Origin of the sequence: Bradyrhizobium sp. CER78 (assembly GCF_029846235.1) — a bacterium.
Classification (GTDB): domain Bacteria; phylum Pseudomonadota; class Alphaproteobacteria; order Rhizobiales; family Xanthobacteraceae; genus Bradyrhizobium.
On sequence record NZ_JARVWP010000002.1, the window covers coordinates 352,089 to 368,809 of the forward strand.

The following is a 16,721-nucleotide window of genomic DNA, read 5'->3' on the forward strand; positions in this document are numbered from 1 at the left end:
GGGCGCCGTCCATCCCGGCCAGTTCGCATACGCCGGTGCGGGCCTTCAACCTACCCCCTCAACCCAAAGGAAATCACCATGTCCGACGGAATTACCTCGACTGACGAAATCGCCATGACCAATGCTGTCATCGAATGCATCATGAGCCGCAGCGCCGCCAAGTACTACGACCCTACTGCCACCTTGAGCGACGACCAGATCCGCGAGTTGGTACGAATCGGCACCACCGCGCCGACGTCCTTTCACTTGCAGAACTGGCGCTTCATCGCCGTACGGACGCCGCAAGCCAAAGCTCGACTACGACCGATCGCCTGGAATCAGCCCGCAACCAGCGAAGCCGCCGTTACTTTCATCGTCTGCGGGCAGTTGGCCGACTCAAGCGTCATACCGGATCGATTGGCGCCACTCGTGGAGGCGGGCATCATGCCGGCATCGATGGTGCCGGATTGGGAAATTCCCGCGCGTGATCTGTATATGGCGTATCCGCAACGCCAGCGCGACGAGGCGGTACGTACGGCCACCTTCGGCGCGGCGGCGATGATCTATGCGGCCCTTTCGATGGGGCTGGGTTCGACGCCGATGATCGGTTTCGATGCCGAAGCGGTGGCTCGCGAGTTCAGGCTGGCCGAGAACGAAGTTCCGGTCATGCTGCTGTCCATAGGCGCGCTCCGCCCGGGAAACTGGGCGCAGAAGCCGCGCCTGCCGGTGGCAGATGTGCTGGAACTCGTCTGATTGCCGATAAAACTGGTAAAATTGCGGAGACTAAGATGACGAGAAGTACAGCGCTGAAGCCAGAACAGGTGCCGGCCGATTCGAAACCTACCCTCGAGATGTTCACCAAGAACATCGGATTTACTCCTAATATGATAGCGACCTTCGCTGCCAGCCCGATTGCGTTCAACGCGTGGGCGACCTTGCTCGGCTCCTTGAGCAAGGCGCTCGACGTGAAGACGCGTGACAGCATCGGCCTCGCCGTCTCCGAAGTGAATGGCTGCGACTATTGCCTTGGGGTTCACAGCTTTACCGCCGATCATATGGCCAAGCTGCCGGCCAATGAGATCATTCTCGCTCGGAAGGGCCATGCTAGTGACCCGAAGCGGAACGCCGCTATCGAGTTTGCGCGCAAGGTCATCGAGACACGCGGCAAGGTCGATGACGCCGACCTTAAAGCCGTCCGCGCCGCCGGCTACTCGGATGCGAACGTTATCGAGATCGTCGCGCTGGTGGCTATGTACTCCCTGACTAACTTTTTCAACAACGTGTTCGATCCCGAGACGGACTTTCCCGCCGTTGCTCCGGCTGGCTCGATTTGAACTCCATCGGGTCGCATCGACCATCTCCAAGGTTGATGTGATGCGAACGTAAAGCCCGAGCCCGGATGCACCCCAGGAAGGATTCTCGGGAACGCGTCCGGGCTTTGTTCGGTTGGAGAACAGGAGGAGCTACGCCCTGATCAGGCTCCTTTCCGCGAGAGGCGTAACCACCCCTCGAGATACACGCGACCGAGACGCGCTTCGCCCAGTGGTACGAGCGACTTTTCCTCCAGTCGACCGCCGAAATATCGAGCCTCGGGATCTTTCACGACCTTGCGAGGGTCGCCAATAGCTTTCAGATAGCGAGAGACGATTTCATTGAACGGTGCTCGTTCCGGGCCTGCGATCTCGACGATTCCGTTTCGCGGATTGGCGAAGGCAACTTCGGCGACGAAGGCGGCGACGTCATCAGCGGCGATAGGCTGAATTAGGCCCAGCGGGAGCCTGACGATGCCTCCATCCGTACTCGCATCGGCGATGCTGCCGAGGAATTCCAGAAACTGGGTCGAGCGGATGATCGTGTAAGGAAGATTCGAAGCCGTGATCAGCCTCTCTTGGACGATCTTGGCGCGGTAGTAGCCTTGGTCGGGCACCCGGTTAGCCCCGACGATGGATAGCGCAACATGATGCCGTACGCGCGCTGCGGTTTCCGCCGCGAGAATGTTGCGGCCGGAGGTCTCGAAGAATTCTAACGCCGCCTGGCGGTCAGATGAAGGCGCATTGGAGACGTCGATCACCACCTGCGCGCCGGCCATGGCTTCTTTAAGCCCTTCTCCGGAGACGGTATTGACCCCACCTCTACGCGACGCCGCGACGACTTCGTTGCCGCCCTGGCGCAGAATGGCAACGATCTTCGAGCCAATCAAGCCAGTGCCTCCGATCACGACTATCTTCATGCGCTTCTCTCTTTGAGTATCGGTTGGCTTTCGCCGATGCGCCGAGTGCGTCCTAAGGTTTATCTGATGGGCGTGGTCAGCATTTGGTCATTAGTGTCGAGGACGAAGACAGCGAGCAGCTTTGCCGGCTCGGTCTTGCTCGCGTTGCGGCTGATCGAATGGGTCGCGCCCGGCGGCTCGGACCAGCTCTCGCCTGCCCGATAGATGCGCGTCTCGCCATCGTTCACCTTCGACTCGATCGCACCCGAGATCACGTAGGCGTAGATGAAAGCCGACTTCGCGTGGGTGTGGGATGGAGAGGCTGCTCCCGGCGCGTAATCGACTTCCAGGGTGATCAGCGACTTGCCCGGGATATTCGGAATGGCCGCCTCGAAGTTCTTCGTCACGGTTTGCCCTTCGCTATCATGCGCGAAGATCGGGCCGGCCATTGAGAGGGTGAAGGCGGCGCAGGTGGCGGCGATAATGATTCGGATACTCATGGGTTTCTCCTTCTGCCTATAGGCTAGTCTTCATTGCTTCCTCTCGGCCTCGCCTGCTGCCGATTGCGGACCGAACAGGTTAGTCTCGCGGGATGAAGTCGACGTGGGGCCCCGACTCGATAATGAACACCGCGAGCGTGGCGAGAACGCAGGCGACCGCGGCGACAGCCATCGCTATGTGGAATCCCGAGAACAGCTCGGGACCACCCTGCTGCAGGACGCCGCCGAGCAGAGAGATGGCGAACAGCGACCCGGCGCGCGAGACCGCGCTGTTGACGCCAGACGCAGTGCCGGCGCGATCGGGTTCGACGGAGGTGAGGACAAGGGTCGTCAACGGCGCGATCGCCAGGCCCATGCCCAGAGCCTGCAGCACGATAGCGGGGAATATGTCCGCCCAATAGGTCGCGTTCGGGCCGATACGGAGCGCCATTGCGCATCCCAAGGCGGCGATGGCACTGCCGGAGAACAGTGGCAAGCGCCGGCCGAACTGGCGGCAGAGCACGCCGGCCAGTGGCGAAACGATTGTGATCAGCACTTGCATGGGAATGAAGGCCAGCCCTGCCGCCAGCGTCGGCAGGTGTGCGCCGCGGATCATCACGAACGGGATCAAAGTTAGCACGACCGTGAACGGTGCGTAGAGGAGCACAGTAAACAGGTTTGCGCCGATAACCGACCGCGAAGTAAAAAGTGACGGCGGCAACATGGCGGCGTCGCCTAATCGCCGTTGGCTCACAATCAGGCCGGCCAGGCCGCTCAGACCGACGACCAGGGTGAGGAGCACACCAAGGCTCAAGCCCGAATCATTGGTCAGGCTGGTTAGCCCCGCGCCCAGCGCGCCGAGCCCAACTGCCGAAAACACCGCGCCAGCGACGCCGACCCTGGCGCGACCGGTTGGAGAGTCCTTAGGTATCCACACGGTGCCGACGGCCAGCGCGCCGACCGCCGCAGGCAGAAGCATCAGAAAGGTCATCCGCCAGGAGCCGTGCTCAAGTAGCATGCCGGCAATTGCGGGCGCGCCCCCGCTGGCTACAGCCGCTGCGGCAGACCAGATGCCGACCGCGCCGGCTTTCTTGTCGGCGGGAAAGGCCTGCCCTAGCACGGAAAGGCCATTGGGCAGTATCAAGGCTTCGCCCGAGCCTTGCAGGAATCGGCCAACAATGAGCGGCGCGAAACTCGGCGCGAAGCCGATCGCGGCTACGCCCAGACCGTAAAGAGCGATCCCCCCGAGGAAGATCCGCTTCCGTCCGAACCGGTCCCCCACAGCGCCGGCGACCAAAGTCAGGGCCGCAAGCGGCAAGAGTTCGGCGTTCATCACCCATTGCAGTTCGAGCGGCGACAGATGCATGTTTCGGCCAATCGCCGCCAGCGCGACCGCGACGACCGCACCGCTGACGAAAACGAGGGAACCGCCCAAGCTCAACGCAGCGAGCGTCTTGGTGCTGCCTTCGGCGCCGAGGGCCGCAGGCTCGGAGAACGCGAGGCCGCGGTCAGTCAGCATCAGGGACGCGCTGCTCACAACCTGATCCTCCCGGTTGCTTCGTTGCGGGATATAATTCAGCGAAAACGCCAGTTAGGAATGGCATGAGCAGGACCACTTTTTCTAATAGCCGTCATGCATAGTTTCCATGGCAACCGGGAATGTTGCTGCGACGTTTTTCACTGCCATTGGTCAATCAAGGAATGTTGCACAGGCCGCGACGGCATCACGCCGAGCAGTGAGGCAATGCCGATCATCTATCGATTCGATGGCGAGAGGTGATTTCCCTTGTCGTTATCCGACTGCCACGGTGTAAGAGCGTTGTCAGAAGCACCTGCAACACGAGACGAGATTGCAAGTGCCCTCTCCCAAATGCCGTCTCCTACGAACTGGAGGCGACGATTCGCTACGAAGTGCGGCCGCTCATAGCGCGGTGCGGCCGCGGCGTTATTGATTCAGACCTCTGCGCCCAGGAGATCGGGCAGGAAGCGTAAGGAAAGCGGCATGGAACGATCCCACCAGATCGGCGACAGGATCACCGACAGATCAGCACCACCCGATGACGGCACTGTCCGCGACTGGGTCGGGCAGCGAGCGTTCAAGAATTGGGCCGAGCTACGAAACTGGATCGAGACATACTACCCTGGTGTTTTCGTGCCCGATTGGCTCTATGGTGGCAAGAAGCGCGGTTGGTCCCTGCGCTACAAGAAGACCAAGGCATTCTGCACCTTCATTCCGGAATACAAGCGATTTTCAGCGGTGGTGGTCTTGGGGAAAGCGGAACGAGAGAAGTTTGAAGAGCGGCGCTATGTCTGGCGTCCGCAGTTGGTCAAACTCTACGATGAAGCCAAGACATACATCGACGGCAAATGGCTGACAGTCGCTATCTCATCTGCGGATGATCGGCACGATGTGACCAAGCTTTTGACCATGAAACGTCCACCACAGTGATGCGGTTGAATGTTGCGGAACTCCGCAACAGCTTGCGGTTTTCTGAGGGGAGTGCGGGACGATCCGTTAGCGGCTGGTTTGATCGATCGAGCGCATGACCCTGCTTGGCCCGTCTTTCGCCGTACTGGTGTTCCCGCTCAGGCGTCCGTCCTGTCGAGCGCTCACCGGATCGACGAAGGCTCTATAAACAACAGCAATGTTGCGATCCATTGCACAGTCTGCCGACGCAGCAATGACCGCAGGCATCCCGTCTTTTGATTCCGCTGCTGTTCCGAGACTCTATCTGAACCGACGAGCGCCGTTGGAAATCGCTCCCATCAGCGCTAAGCCCGCTCCAGCGACCAAACAAAAGACCGCGCCATGATCTCCGCTCAGGCCGAAGATCAGCGAGACAAAGGCGGACCCAACTGACCAACCGACGTAGCGAGCCGCAGCATTCATCCCGCTTGCGGCCCCGCTACGACCTACGGGTCCAGCCGTCATCATCGCGGTGTTGTTGGGTGTCTGGAAAAGACCAAAGCGATGCCGCCAAGAGCCAGCCGCCATTACGACATCCTACTTCGCCGGGGTGTCGGCAGGAAAACCATTAGAAGCAGGCCGCCCGCCAGCAACTCTAAGCCAAGGCTGCAAATCGCCGATGCGGCGTGGTGGGTTGTTGATAGCGACAACACAATCCAGACGACAGGACGTTCGATCGACGCGACATTTCGTTACTTCTGAGCAGATCCCGCAACGGGATGTCGCGTCGAACTCGAACCCATACTCACATGGCCTTCCGCGTACCAAAGGTCGCTCGCTGGCCCGCGCCCATCTCGGGCGCGTTGAAAACCGAGGTGCTCAACAGGACTGCGGCGGCGAGAACCAAATAGTACCAGGCGTCGAGCCCAGTAAATTGGAAGACAAACGTCGCAACGATGAAAGCCAAGCCCACAGCACGATCCACCCACAGATGGAGCCAAAAGGGGATGACCCGGATTAGCCCTGTCGGGTGGTCCGTGAGAGCCGCCAGCAGCAGTGCCGCCGCGCCGGCCACCACCGAAAGCCACATCGCGGGCGGGTTGCTCTGCCCGAGCTTCAGCAGGAAGGGCGCGACCATCAACACGATCGCGACGGGATAGTCGATCAGATAGGCGTGGAGGGATTTTGTAATGAAGCGGATTGGCATGGCCTGACTCCTGAGTTGGTGCTTTTTGACCGAGTTCGTCGAGAGACGAGGCAACGCACGCGAACCGCAGTTCGATCGCGCTGTGATCGAGATTCACGCGGCGCCGCAGCCCGAATTATCTCGATGAGACGCAGGCGGAGAATACTCACGCTTGCGCGCTACTAGAAATGCCGGATCGTTATGGTTTTCATTCCGCCGACACCAACGAGATCCCGAGGGCACGGAGCAAGCGCTCGAACGGTCATCCGCAATCCAATAGTTTTACTTCCGTCTAATTTTCAGCAACGATGGGCAAGTGGAGCTCGATGCGCGTGCCCTGCCCCGGCACGCTGTGAAGTTCTATGCGGCCGCGCGCCAGATCAACGAAATGCCGTATCATCGGAAGTCCAAGCCCTGTTCCGCTGCCTTTTGGCTTCGTCGTAAAGAACGGCTCGAATACCTTTTCCAGGATGTCGGGGGCAATGCCGCATCCGCAATCAGTGACGCTCAGGGAAACATACGCCTGGCCATCGTCGCCTGCGGGGGAACAAGCTTTCCTGGTCTCGATTGTGATGAGGCCTCCCCTGGGCATGGCGTCTCGGCTATTTATAACAAGGTTTATGAGTGCACATTCGAGCAGGTGAGAATCACATTGGATCCAAGTATCCGAATCCGGAAAAGCCAATCGAAGCGTGATCGCCTCGCCCGCAACGTAGCGCAGCATATCAAGCATCGAAGATACGGTCTTGTTAAGCAGAATCAGCTCGTCTGATTGAAGAGTACGCCCAGCCGTCATAAGCCGATGCGCCAACTCGCCAGCGCCAACCAATGAACGTTCTGCAACTTCTATGAGGGAATTGAGATCAGATGTGCGCCCGCTTGCAATGCGCAAGCGCATCAGACCGAGCGCGTTGGCCATGCTCTGCAATCTATTATTGAGGTCGCGAGCGACCCCGCTCGCGAGTAGATCTTTCGTATGCATGTCGTCGTCCCGTTGCAAAGTCTTTTGGAAGTAGGAATTCGCTCGCTCGGATGTCCGCTTTGGACTTCAGCGGGCTAACGACCGCTCATATATCGCTCACACTCGCTACTTGAACGCCGTCTTGAAGTCCCCGGTCCGCGCAGCGCAGTGCGATCACGAATAGTCGGCATCGCTTTGTTGACTAAGGTTGCCAAGGTAATTGCGTTTTCCGATCTTTACTCCAAGATGTCGAAGGATCGCGTGCGCCATCGAGATGTGAAAGAAGAAGTCGGGCAGCACCAGGTGCCGGATGTAGTCGTCGCCGCCGAACCACCCTCGCACGATAGGCGGTGTCAACTCGTATGTGCGGGACTGCGCAACGGCGACCTCATCCGGCTGCACTTTTTGCAAGAAGCCGCGCGTCTCGAGGAGCCGGCCCTTTAATGCCGAGTAAGTCATAGGGGTATTGCAGGGTGCTGGCGCTTCGCGCTTCATCAGCTTCGCCATGTGCGCGTCCACCTTGTTGCAGCTTACAGAAAACTGTTCTCCGAAGCTCAGCATGTCGGACGCGAGCCGCTCGCCCAGGATCGTCCCGGGCTCAAGCCCCCTCATACACTCAAACGCGTGAGCGTGGTCGAGATAGTCGTCCATCACGTCCAGTCCGTGCACCATGACAGGAACCGTGATGTCATAGACCGAGAAGGACACGTCCAACTCCATGTGCTCGTTTGTATTGTGAACATCGGCCGAACGCGACGTCGATATCCGAAACGAACAGTCACAATCAGCTCTTCAACCTACCGGCTTGCGGTACCAGCTTTTGGGATTCGACATTGACCTCCGCGAAACCGCGGCGAGAGGAGAGTGGCCACGCATACGGTCGCCTAGTGACGCAGGACGGGATATCCGTTCACATAAATCCAGTCCGTGGACTGTGCGGGCACGTGGCACCCCTGGCAATCGGAATGGTAGTCCGTCGAAGTAGTCTTGAGCGGCTTGTCCGCGTCGAACCACGACCATCCCCACCCGTCGCCCCACAACGGGTTGCCAGGGTGAGTTCCCTTGCTGTCTCTCACCATGACGAACCAGCCCTTAAGCTTGTCGGCGTGGCTTACCGTGCCGGTGGTCATCTCGTTCGTCGAGGTCGCGAAGACCTCTTTCACCAGAACGGCGCCGTCTGGGAAGTGCCCCGTGCTCCGGTGGGCGTCGATCGCGCCCGGAGACGCGTAGACGGTGTGGATTTCTTTCGAGCCCTGGCCGCTGTCGGCGGCGATAGCCCAGCTGCCGAGCGCTTGGTAGAGGTTTCGGTAGTCAGCCGGCACGCGCAAGTGCCCAGCGGTGTCCACCACGTTCGCGGTCGGGCCAGTTGGAACTGCTCCGCTGACCTGCGTGAGCGATGCCACAGTGCTGGCGACCAGCGAGACGGCGACAGCGAAGCCGACAATCCTCAGTAATTTCATCGGGGGCTCCTTTGCTGCTCGCGCGCGGCAGGGTAACTCCGCGCAACGACTTCAATCACTCCGGGGCCAACCGCGTGTGCACGGCGGCCTTGCAGACCCAAAGATCGGATGCCGCCGACGAAATTAGAAATTCCCTTTGGACATGTATTCGATAGGCGTGAGGTATTCTCGCAAAAAGCGATGTGCGCTCCGGCGTCCCGCCCGTCCGCCATCAGCCGTCGAGGAGTTCGCCGTACTCGGGGCGGCGGGCGGCGTAGGAGGACATGAAGGGGCATTTCGTGATGACTCCTTTCCCGAAGCGTCGCAACGCTTCGAAAACACCATGCGCCGGCCTCGATCCGTACCTAGGCCAGACAGCTATTGTGGCACCTCCGTGTGCAGCAGGACGACGCGACCGCCTTCGAACTTGTAGTAAGCGACTGCGAGCGCGGCGTCGCGGAGCGGCATTTCAAGCCGGCTCATCGCCGGATTGTCCCGGATCTCGCTTTCCATTTCTGCCTCCCTCACCAGGACGTCAAAGCGCCTAGCGCAGCGAGGCCAGGATTTGCGCCGGCTCCTGCCGTATCGTGAAGTCAGGCTCGACGAACGCGCTGCGGATCCGGCCTTCGGCGTCGATCACGTAGGTCGCGGGAATAGGCAACATCCAGTCCGGTGACCCGTGCCGGGCGCCGAAGTCGAAGCCTAGCCCGGAATAGTACGCCTTGATCTCGTCGGGCACCCGGAACAGCACGCCATACGACATGGCGACGCCGTAATCGACGTCGGAGAGCACCTTCAGGTCCAAGCCAAGGCTCCGCTTGAGCTGTCGCGGGAAGTCCCTCGTCTCCGGCGTCACGGCTGCGAGGGTTGCGCCGACGCTCTCGAACTCATCCTTCGCGGCCTGGAGGGCGCAGAGCTCAGCCGTGCAGAACGGACACCAGCCGCCCCGGAAAAAGCTCAGGACGAGGGGTCCGTTGCGGCGCAGCTGTTCGGAGGAATGGAGACGGCCGTCGGCGTCCGGCAGGAGGAAGTCCGGCGCGTCGTCTCCGACTTTCAACGCGTGCGATGCCACGCCTGTATCGCGGAGCCAGGCTACGAGGCGGTTGTATGACTCCCAGTCCGCGGCGCTGAACGTCGTCAATAGCTCGGTGCGAATTTGGGCGAGTGTTTTGTCGGTCTGGTATGGCATCGGCGGGAGTCGTCAAGCTGCGGATCGATTGGTGCGAAGCCGTTGGCCGTCGGCGCGCGTGTTTTGGCTATGCTCACGCCCTCGCCGTATGCCCCGGTCGGGGACTTCGGCCGACCAATCGCGAAGCCGCGCGACTTTGACGAAAGCATCCAGAGCCGGCGAGTAGCGGCGCCCCTGTACAGCCAGTAGCCGCACCTCCCGCGAAACCGGGTCGCCTTCAAGCGGAATGGTCTTGAGCGTCGGAAGGCGCGGCATGTGCTCGGGCGCGAGTATCACGCCGAAGCCGGCCGCGGCCATGTGCTGCAGGTGCAAGTCGTGACCGCTGCAGTGCCCGAGGCGGGGCGGTTCCTGGGGGAAATACGACCGCCGGATCTTAGGGGCGACGTCGCATTCGTCGCGTTCCAGCAAGACGGTTTCACGAAGATCGTCGATGCCGATCGAGGGACGGTTTGCGAGCTGGTGTGTCGGGGCGAGAACGGCGACGTAGCGCTCCTGGAACAGCGACCAGTCGTCGATGCGGGCTGGTATGTCCCGCACGTCCCCGACCATTGCGGCGTTGATCTCCCCCTCAAGCAAAAGGTCGATGAGCTTCTCCGCCGCGCCCTCGCGCAATTCGACGTGAAGTCCTGGGACAAACTTTGCAATCTCCGCGATCGGATCGAGGACGAGCGACGCCGAGATGGATGGAGCGAGGCCGATCTTCAGTGGCGCGACCTCCTTGCGTTGGAACTCCCGGGCCCTACAACGCGCCGCCTCTGCGGAGGCCAGTATGCGCTCCAGCATCGGAAGGACTTCCTTTCCAAGGTCGGTAAGCTGCGTAAGCTGGCGTTCGCGGTAGATCAACTGGCCGCCGAGCTCCTGCTCAAGCTTCTGTACCCCCTTGGTCAGGGCGGGCTGCGTGACATTGCACTGCTCGGCCGCGCGGGTGAAGTTGAGCGTCGCGGCAACGGCGAGAAAGTAGCGAACTTGATGAAGCTCCATGGATTGTCGTTCTCCGTCAAAGTGAGGTCGTCGATACAGACGAGCCTTGGCACTCGACGACGTGACGGGGCACGTCGCGGTCATGAAACCTAGATGCAACTTACATGAACGCGTTGGAACGGCCCGGCCTATTGATTTGGACGCACGGACACACCTTCTGGAGTCTCTGCGAGCGAGGGACCGGTGCGCTGCGAGGTGGATGTCAGGCGTGGAGGGTCTCGCCGCCCTCGGCATCCCTGTAGTATTGAGGAGCTTCGCGACGGTCGTATTTCCCGTAGTCGCGCACGATCCGCACTGTCCGGACCCTCGCATTGTCGTTCAGCGCGGAAGAGTCCTCGTAGGCCTGCGCCGCAGCGGCGTTCTTCCAGGATATGACCAGAATCAGGTCACCGGGCGTGAGTACGGCGTCGAAGATATCCCAGGACGTGCTGTCAGCGGCCCACGGGTTCAGGCCGAGCCACTCGGCGCAGTCGTACGGATTGGTAGTCGGCTTCCATTCCGCGGGGCGAGTCGAATTGATCAGCGTGACCGTCGTCCCCTCCCCGACTTCGGTCTCGTCGAGCCTCTGCTCCGTGAGAGCATACCCCGTTGGCACCTGATTGTCGGCAGTGATCTGGCCGACGCGCAGGTGGTAGTCTGCGAAGATCTCTTCGCGGCCCTTCTGCTGGACTTCTTGATGGCGCCTGCGGGTGCGCCAACGGACGAGCGACTTCTCGTCCCGCCAGGTCGAAACCGAAAGGATCCAGCCCTCGCGGGTCAGACTCTTGTAGCGTATGTTATCGACGAAGCCCTCGACCTGCTCCAGCTCGGGACGCAGCATCTCGGCCGCGTCGAGGTAGTCATCCCAGTTATTGGGGCGGACCTCAAAGATCACTGAGAACATGTTCGAATCCTGCTTTTGGAGTGCTGCGACGCAGTCGATCTCGATGTCGACGTGCCCCGCCCAGGCGCACCGCCTTCACGGCAAAGACCTTCAAGCCGTCGACATCGATCGTTTTAGACAGCATCCGCGTCGCTCCTGTCTCTTCACCGACACGTCTCTCGCAAAACGAGAGGGATCGTCCCTCAAGCGCCATAGCGTTCAGTCTTGATCGTTCCGGCTTCTAGTCCCAAGGCGAGAACGGCGTCCGCCGCGATGTCGACGAAGGCGTTCGATCCGCATACGAAGGCGCAGCCGGGGGACGCAGGCAGGCGCGCCGCGACGTCAGCGACCACCCTGGCATCGATCCGCCCGCTGAAGTCGGTGCAGCGCGTCGCAGGCTCGCGTGTCAGCGCCAAGGCGAACGCGAAATCGGGAAGCGACATCTCGAGCTCCAGGAGCTCGTCCCGGAACAGTACCTCGCGCCAGGTCCTGGATGAGAGCAACAGCGCGACAGGCACGACTTCGGCGCTGGCCTTCCGGTACCGGATCATGGCCATGAGCGGCGCGACGCCAGAGCCGGCGCCGATCAAGAGCACTGGTTTGTTTGAAGGCCGCGGCCAGAGAAAGTGTCCGCCGAGCGGCCCGCGAAGCTCGATCGTGTCGCCTACTTGGGCGACGTCGTGGAAGAACGGGGAGACCTCGCCGTCCGGGAGGCGCTCGATCGCCAGCTCGATGACCCTGGAATTGCTCGGGGCCGAGGCGATTGAGTAGCTGCGCATAGCAGTGTAGCCGTTGGGCGCGATCAGCCGCACGTCAACGTGCTGTCCGGCCTTATGGTCGAACGTTTCGGAGAGTCTGAGAAAGAAGCTCTTGATGGCCGGTGTTCTCGTTGCGATTTCGACAATCGCACAGCTCTGCCACCGCGCGGTTGCGGCAATCGCTTCAGTCATTTGTGTATCGCTGCTCATTCCAGGGATCGCCGTAAATGTGGTAGCCGCGCAGCTCCCAAAAGCCGGCCTCGTCGCGCTCCGTGAACTGAAGACCGTTCACCCACTTTGCCGATTTCCAGAAGTAGAGATGTGGCACGAGCAGGCGCGCCGGCCCCCCGTGCTCGCGCGGCAGCGGCTGGCCTTCGTACTTGAGCGCGACCATTGCCTTCCCCGTTGCAAGGTCGGCGAGCGGCACGTTGGTGGAGTATCCGTCGAAGCAATGTGCGAGTACGAACGGAGTGGGCGCGCTAAGGCCAGCGTCGGCTAGGATGTCGTCGACGGCCACGCCCTCCCAGGCGGTGTTGAGCTTCGACCACGACGTCACGCAGTGGATATCTCGCGTCATCCTGGTTCGTGGGAGCGCGTTGAAATCCGACCAACTCCACACTTTGAAGGGTCGAGGTCCGACCTTCAGCGTGAAATTCCAGTCTGCGGGCTCGATCCGCGGCGTGGGGCCGGCTGTAAGCACCGGGAAATTGTTGACGAGGTGCTGTCCCGGGGGCACCCGGTCCGATGGTTCTGGTCCGGATTGGCGGCCCGTGAAACCGCGAGTGGCCATGACGGATTTCCTCTGTCGGCGGGTGAAAAGAGTGTCGTTTCGCACGGTACGGTAAAGCTGCTGTGCGTCGGATGAGGTACCAGCGAAGTATTGAATTCCGCGCGGCGAATGGAAAATGACATCATGCTATGAAGTCAATCGCCGCTCGTTATGACGGCGGGCCGCCTTCCACATCGGGCTCACCGGACGCCGACTACTTCTGCGGCGAGGCGGCATGATCGTGCGGAAAGCTCCGCCCGTGGTCTGCGATGGTGGTGTATTTGGCGACCTTGCGGTGATTGAGCAAGGTGGCGACGGCACGGGCGGTCTTGTCAGCCCCCGCGTGCGCTCTTCGGCGAGAGGGGCTTCCTGCAGACGACGAGGCGCGTTTTCGCAGCTCACCACTGCCGCCTGCGAAGCGCGGTTGGTCCGAAGCTGCGAGGGCCTTAGGCACACCTGGCTGGCGTGTGGAACAAATCATCTGGGGCGGCCGCGAGCGGCCGGCGCCAGGCCCGCGCGGGCGCACGGTCACGACCGTCGCGAGCCGCGGTCCCGCCTCTAGGGTAGCGTCAGGCCGAAAGCGGCCGGGTCGGGCCGCTCGCCGTCCAGGGGGACCAAGAAGCGCTCGAACCCACCTGGCACGAAGCTGACTAGCAGGGTCGCTTGGTCGCCGACCACCTCGATCGTATGAGGCACCCCGCGGGGAAGAGCCGCATAGGCGCCCGGCCCCACGTCGACGCGGGCATCGCCAACCCGCGCGATCAGCTGCCCCTGCACCACGTAGACCAGCTCGTCCTCGCGCGAATGGGTGTGCAGCGGCGGCTCCTCCCCGGCCCGTACTGTCCACAGGACAGCGCCATAGTCGCCTCCGGACTGGCTGCTCTCTACTTTCATCTCGACGCTCGAACCTCCGCTCGAGATCACTGTCTCGCCGCCGTGGGGCGGCGTGAGGACCGGCTGCCGGACTGACATTTTGTAGCCTCCTACGATTGGATCCTTGTTCGACTTCGCAGTAGCGGCGAAAGGTTGCCGCTCACAACGTACCGGGAAGGATGGAATTCCGCGCGTCGAATGGGAAATGACATCACGCCATGAAGTCGATAGCCACGCGTAATTACGGCCGTCCGACTTTCGAATCGGATTCGCGCGCGTGCGAGGCCGACTGCTGCTGCAACTCGGTCAGCACCATGACGGCCTCGGTGAGCTTCAGGACTTCCCACTCGCGGAGTTGGTCGATCTTCTCGTGCAGCAATTCTATCTCGAGTTCCGCCTTCACGTTGATGCGGTAGTCCTTCTCAGCGGCCTTGCGATCAATGTCCTGTTGCCGGTTCTGGCTCATCATGATAACCGGCGCCGCGTAGGCGGCCTGGAACGAAAGCGCGAGATTGAGAAGAATGAACGGGTAAGGGTCCCAGCCGCTGATCGCACCGACCAGGTTGGCGGTTATCCAGACGATCAGGATCGCGCTTTGGACGATGATGAAGCTCCACGATCCCATGACGGCGGCAACCGCGTCCGCTATCCTTTGCCCCGTCGTCAGGCGCGCAGCCGCCGGAGGCTCATTCATGGCCCGAAGCCGAAGCGAACGACGCGCTCGCCTGAGGTCGGCGAGCAGGTCGTGCTCAGCCGGCTCCATGCCGCCGGGGTTTCCCGCCTTCTCTTCCACGCTGCCAGCACCCGTTCCACTCGATTACGCGGTCGATTTCATCTTTGTGCTCGTCTTGTGCGGCTCTACACGCAACCATCACTTAGCTCCCGTCTCGGCCTTTCGCTCGCGCTACCTGACGTCAACGCCGTTCCAGAAAGCCACGTGGTCCTTGATGTTCGCGGCCGCCGTCGAAGGCTCCGGGTAGTACCACGCGGCGTCCTCGTTGGTCTTTCCGTCCACCACCAACGAGTAGTACCTCGCCGTACCCTTCCACGGGCAGCGGCTCGTCGTCGAACTCGCCTGTAGGAACTCCTCACGAACGCTCCCGGGCGGGAAATAGTGATTTCCCTCGACAACGATCGTCTTATCCGATTCCGCGATCGTCGCGCCGTTCCAAATCGCTGTGGTCATTCCCTGTTCCTCGTCTTGCTATGTTGTCGCGATGGCTCTGATGCTATCGCACGCCACGACCTTCGCGAAATAACGATCGGTAATGGATTGCATGGCGCTACGCTTCGCCCGGGCCAACGCCACTGTGACCCAAGCGCCCCCCGGGTCCGACAAGTTGGGCGCCAACCGGAGCTCGCCCCCGGTCTGGTTTGGCATCGGTAGGGTGTCAGGCTGCGGATCGGTTGGCTTGAAGCGGTTGGCCGCGTATTGTGGTTATGCGTGCGCGCGCGCTACCTCCGGGAGTATCGCGCGCGGCATGACCCCGGTAGGGGACCTCGGCCGACCAGTCGCGAAGCCGCGTGACCTTGATGAAAGCGTCCAGCGCCGGCGAGTAGCGGCGCCCCTGCACAGCCAGCAGCCGCACCTCCCGCAAAACCGGCTCGCCTTCGAGCGGAATGGTCTTGAGCGTCGGAAGGCGGGGCATGTGCTCGGGCGCGAGCATCACGCCGAAGCCGGCCGCGGCCATGTGCTGCAGGTGCAGGTCGTGGCCGCTGCAGTGCCCGAGGCGGAGCGGTTCCTCGGGGAAATACGACCGCTGGATCTTCGCGGCGACGTCGCATTCGTCGCGTTCCAGCAAGATGGTTTCACGAAGATCGTCGATGCCGATCGAGGGACGGTTTGCGAGCTGGTGTGTCGGGGCGAGAACCGCGACGTAGCGCTCCTCGAACAGCGACCAGTTGTCGATGCGGGCTGGTATGTCCCGCACGTCCCCGACCATTGCGGCGTTGATCTCCCCCTCAAGCAAAAGGTCGATGAGCTTCTCCGCCGCGCCCTCGCGCAATTCGACGTGAAGTCCAGGGACAAACTTTGCAATCTCCGCGATTGGATCGAGGACGAGCGACGCCGAGATGGATGGAGCGAGGCCGATCCTCAGTCGCGCGACCTCCTTGCGTTGGAACTCCCGCGCCCTACAACGCGCCGCCTCTGCCGAGGCCAGTATGCGCTCTAGCATCGGAAGGACTTCCTTTCCAAGGTCGGTAAGCTGCGTAAGCTGGCGTTCGCGGTAGATCAACTGGCCGCCGAGCTCCTGCTCAAGCTTCTGTACCCCCTTGGTCAGGGCGGGCTGCGTGACGTTGCACTGCTCGGCCGCGCGGGTGAAGTTGAGCGTCGCGGCAACGGCGAGAAAGTAGCGAACTTGATGAAGCTCCATGGATTGTCGTTCTCCGTCAAGGCGCCCGGACTTTACTGACGAGCCCCGCGTCGTTCCGTCCTGACTGGCGTTGCGTGTCGTGATTGACCGTTTCCCGAAACAATTCTTGAAATGTAATTTGACGGCTTGCGGCGCTGCGGTCGATTGCCCGCAGGTGGTGTGAGGTTTGCCTGTGGTTAGACTTTCATATGCAAATCGCTTAGGGACAACGCGGGTGCGAGACCTCTGGTTATGATTCCTTGCTGCCGCACCCG

General features: G+C 61.4%; 20 protein-coding genes. 3 read left to right on the plus strand and 17 right to left on the minus strand.

Features of this window, described 5'->3' with window-relative positions; translation table 11 throughout:
* The first annotated feature begins 78 nt into the window (after positions 1 to 78).
* Together QDT69_RS04700 and QDT69_RS04705 are read left to right on the plus strand one after the other, a co-directional pair.
* Positions 79 to 732 carry a nitroreductase family protein gene (locus tag QDT69_RS04700; RefSeq protein ID WP_279705466.1) on the plus strand — a complete coding sequence of 218 codons (654 nt, stop codon included), beginning with the start codon at positions 79 to 81 and terminating at the stop codon, positions 730 to 732.
* 35 nt (positions 733 to 767) lie between these two features.
* On the plus strand, positions 768 to 1,313 hold the full coding sequence (locus QDT69_RS04705; protein ID WP_279705467.1) for a carboxymuconolactone decarboxylase family protein: 546 nt from the start codon (positions 768 to 770) through the stop codon (positions 1,311 to 1,313).
* A 140-nt stretch (positions 1,314 to 1,453) separates the two neighbouring features.
* Here the strand turns inward: QDT69_RS04705 and QDT69_RS04710 are convergent, their stop codons facing one another.
* From QDT69_RS04710 to QDT69_RS04720, 3 genes are all read right to left on the minus strand, one after another.
* Complete coding sequence (locus QDT69_RS04710; RefSeq protein WP_279705468.1) at positions 1,454 to 2,209, minus strand: SDR family oxidoreductase; 756 nt, start codon at positions 2,207 to 2,209, stop codon at positions 1,454 to 1,456.
* A gap of 59 nt (positions 2,210 to 2,268) precedes the next feature.
* Positions 2,269 to 2,688 (minus strand): cupin domain-containing protein, encoded by a 420-nt coding sequence (locus tag QDT69_RS04715; protein WP_279705469.1) that lies wholly within the window; start codon positions 2,686 to 2,688, stop codon positions 2,269 to 2,271.
* Between the two features lie 79 nt (positions 2,689 to 2,767).
* On the minus strand, positions 2,768 to 4,204 hold the full coding sequence (locus QDT69_RS04720) for an MFS transporter (RefSeq protein ID WP_279705470.1): 1,437 nt from the start codon (positions 4,202 to 4,204) through the stop codon (positions 2,768 to 2,770).
* 465 nt (positions 4,205 to 4,669) lie between these two features.
* Here QDT69_RS04720 and QDT69_RS04725 point away from each other — a divergent pair, with 465 nt between their 5' ends.
* A complete protein-coding gene (locus tag QDT69_RS04725; protein WP_279705471.1) occupies positions 4,670 to 5,116 on the plus strand; it encodes a DUF3788 domain-containing protein in 447 nt (148 codons plus the stop codon).
* 763 nt (positions 5,117 to 5,879) lie between these two features.
* On the opposite strand, the gene QDT69_RS04730 is transcribed toward QDT69_RS04725, so the two are convergent.
* From QDT69_RS04730 to QDT69_RS04795, 14 genes are all read right to left on the minus strand, one after another.
* A complete protein-coding gene (locus QDT69_RS04730; RefSeq protein ID WP_279705472.1) occupies positions 5,880 to 6,281 on the minus strand; it encodes a hypothetical protein in 402 nt (133 codons plus the stop codon).
* A 271-nt stretch (positions 6,282 to 6,552) separates the two neighbouring features.
* Entirely contained in the window at positions 6,553 to 7,179 is a 627-nt protein-coding gene (locus tag QDT69_RS04735) for an ATP-binding protein (protein ID WP_279705473.1), read from the minus strand.
* Between the two features lie 216 nt (positions 7,180 to 7,395).
* The gene (locus tag QDT69_RS04740) at positions 7,396 to 7,929 is read right to left on the minus strand and encodes a DUF1993 family protein (RefSeq protein ID WP_279705474.1); all 534 of its coding nucleotides are present in this window, start codon (positions 7,927 to 7,929) and stop codon (positions 7,396 to 7,398) included.
* 176 nt (positions 7,930 to 8,105) lie between these two features.
* On the minus strand, positions 8,106 to 8,681 hold the full coding sequence (locus QDT69_RS04745) for a cytochrome P460 family protein (RefSeq protein WP_279705475.1): 576 nt from the start codon (positions 8,679 to 8,681) through the stop codon (positions 8,106 to 8,108).
* A 357-nt stretch (positions 8,682 to 9,038) separates the two neighbouring features.
* On the minus strand, positions 9,039 to 9,173 hold the full coding sequence (locus QDT69_RS04750; protein ID WP_279705476.1) for a hypothetical protein: 135 nt from the start codon (positions 9,171 to 9,173) through the stop codon (positions 9,039 to 9,041).
* 31 nt (positions 9,174 to 9,204) lie between these two features.
* The gene (locus tag QDT69_RS04755; protein WP_279705477.1) at positions 9,205 to 9,849 is read right to left on the minus strand and encodes a peroxiredoxin-like family protein; all 645 of its coding nucleotides are present in this window, start codon (positions 9,847 to 9,849) and stop codon (positions 9,205 to 9,207) included.
* Positions 9,850 to 9,861: 12 nt separating this feature from the next.
* Positions 9,862 to 10,830 (minus strand): LysR family transcriptional regulator, encoded by a 969-nt coding sequence (locus QDT69_RS04760; protein WP_279705478.1) that lies wholly within the window; start codon positions 10,828 to 10,830, stop codon positions 9,862 to 9,864.
* Positions 10,831 to 11,032: 202 nt separating this feature from the next.
* Positions 11,033 to 11,713 carry an antibiotic biosynthesis monooxygenase gene (locus QDT69_RS04765; RefSeq protein WP_163160369.1) on the minus strand — a complete coding sequence of 227 codons (681 nt, stop codon included), beginning with the start codon at positions 11,711 to 11,713 and terminating at the stop codon, positions 11,033 to 11,035.
* A gap of 182 nt (positions 11,714 to 11,895) precedes the next feature.
* A complete protein-coding gene (locus QDT69_RS04770; protein ID WP_279705479.1) occupies positions 11,896 to 12,642 on the minus strand; it encodes a ferredoxin reductase in 747 nt (248 codons plus the stop codon).
* On the minus strand, positions 12,635 to 13,240 hold the full coding sequence (locus QDT69_RS04775) for a sulfite oxidase-like oxidoreductase (protein WP_279705480.1): 606 nt from the start codon (positions 13,238 to 13,240) through the stop codon (positions 12,635 to 12,637). Before QDT69_RS04775 ends, QDT69_RS04770 begins: the two co-directional genes overlap by 8 nt.
* Positions 13,241 to 13,777: 537 nt before the next feature.
* Complete coding sequence (locus tag QDT69_RS04780; RefSeq protein WP_279705481.1) at positions 13,778 to 14,191, minus strand: cupin domain-containing protein; 414 nt, start codon at positions 14,189 to 14,191, stop codon at positions 13,778 to 13,780.
* Between the two features lie 142 nt (positions 14,192 to 14,333).
* The gene (locus tag QDT69_RS04785) at positions 14,334 to 14,885 is read right to left on the minus strand and encodes a DUF1003 domain-containing protein (protein ID WP_279705482.1); all 552 of its coding nucleotides are present in this window, start codon (positions 14,883 to 14,885) and stop codon (positions 14,334 to 14,336) included.
* A 111-nt stretch (positions 14,886 to 14,996) separates the two neighbouring features.
* Positions 14,997 to 15,278 (minus strand): DUF427 domain-containing protein, encoded by a 282-nt coding sequence (locus QDT69_RS04790; RefSeq protein ID WP_279705483.1) that lies wholly within the window; start codon positions 15,276 to 15,278, stop codon positions 14,997 to 14,999.
* 205 nt (positions 15,279 to 15,483) lie between these two features.
* Entirely contained in the window at positions 15,484 to 16,467 is a 984-nt protein-coding gene (locus QDT69_RS04795) for a LysR family transcriptional regulator (protein WP_279705484.1), read from the minus strand.
* Positions 16,468 to 16,721: the final 254 nt, after the last annotated feature.

Bases quoted from the DNA above. Each gene is read 5' to 3' on its own strand.
- QDT69_RS04700 (WP_279705466.1), top strand. From the start codon at position 79: ATGTCCGACGGAATTACCTCGACTGACGAAATCGCCATGACCAATGCT.
- QDT69_RS04705 (WP_279705467.1), top strand. From the start codon at position 768: ATGACGAGAAGTACAGCGCTGAAGCCAGAACAGGTGCCGGCCGATTCG.
- QDT69_RS04710 (WP_279705468.1), bottom strand. From the start codon at position 2,209: ATGAAGATAGTCGTGATCGGAGGCACTGGCTTGATTGGCTCGAAGATC.
- QDT69_RS04715 (WP_279705469.1), bottom strand. From the start codon at position 2,688: ATGAGTATCCGAATCATTATCGCCGCCACCTGCGCCGCCTTCACCCTC.
- QDT69_RS04725 (WP_279705471.1), top strand. From the start codon at position 4,670: ATGGAACGATCCCACCAGATCGGCGACAGGATCACCGACAGATCAGCA.
- QDT69_RS04730 (WP_279705472.1), bottom strand. From the start codon at position 6,281: ATGCCAATCCGCTTCATTACAAAATCCCTCCACGCCTATCTGATCGAC.
- QDT69_RS04735 (WP_279705473.1), bottom strand. From the start codon at position 7,179: ATGGCCAACGCGCTCGGTCTGATGCGCTTGCGCATTGCAAGCGGGCGC.
- QDT69_RS04745 (WP_279705475.1), bottom strand. From the start codon at position 8,681: ATGAAATTACTGAGGATTGTCGGCTTCGCTGTCGCCGTCTCGCTGGTC.
- QDT69_RS04750 (WP_279705476.1), bottom strand. From the start codon at position 9,173: ATGGAAAGCGAGATCCGGGACAATCCGGCGATGAGCCGGCTTGAAATG.
- QDT69_RS04755 (WP_279705477.1), bottom strand. From the start codon at position 9,849: ATGCCATACCAGACCGACAAAACACTCGCCCAAATTCGCACCGAGCTA.
- QDT69_RS04760 (WP_279705478.1), bottom strand. From the start codon at position 10,830: ATGGAGCTTCATCAAGTTCGCTACTTTCTCGCCGTTGCCGCGACGCTC.
- QDT69_RS04765 (WP_163160369.1), bottom strand. From the start codon at position 11,713: ATGTTCTCAGTGATCTTTGAGGTCCGCCCCAATAACTGGGATGACTAC.
- QDT69_RS04770 (WP_279705479.1), bottom strand. From the start codon at position 12,642: ATGACTGAAGCGATTGCCGCAACCGCGCGGTGGCAGAGCTGTGCGATT.
- QDT69_RS04775 (WP_279705480.1), bottom strand. From the start codon at position 13,240: ATGGCCACTCGCGGTTTCACGGGCCGCCAATCCGGACCAGAACCATCG.
- QDT69_RS04780 (WP_279705481.1), bottom strand. From the start codon at position 14,191: ATGTCAGTCCGGCAGCCGGTCCTCACGCCGCCCCACGGCGGCGAGACA.
- QDT69_RS04790 (WP_279705483.1), bottom strand. From the start codon at position 15,278: ATGACCACAGCGATTTGGAACGGCGCGACGATCGCGGAATCGGATAAG.
- QDT69_RS04795 (WP_279705484.1), bottom strand. From the start codon at position 16,467: ATGGAGCTTCATCAAGTTCGCTACTTTCTCGCCGTTGCCGCGACGCTC.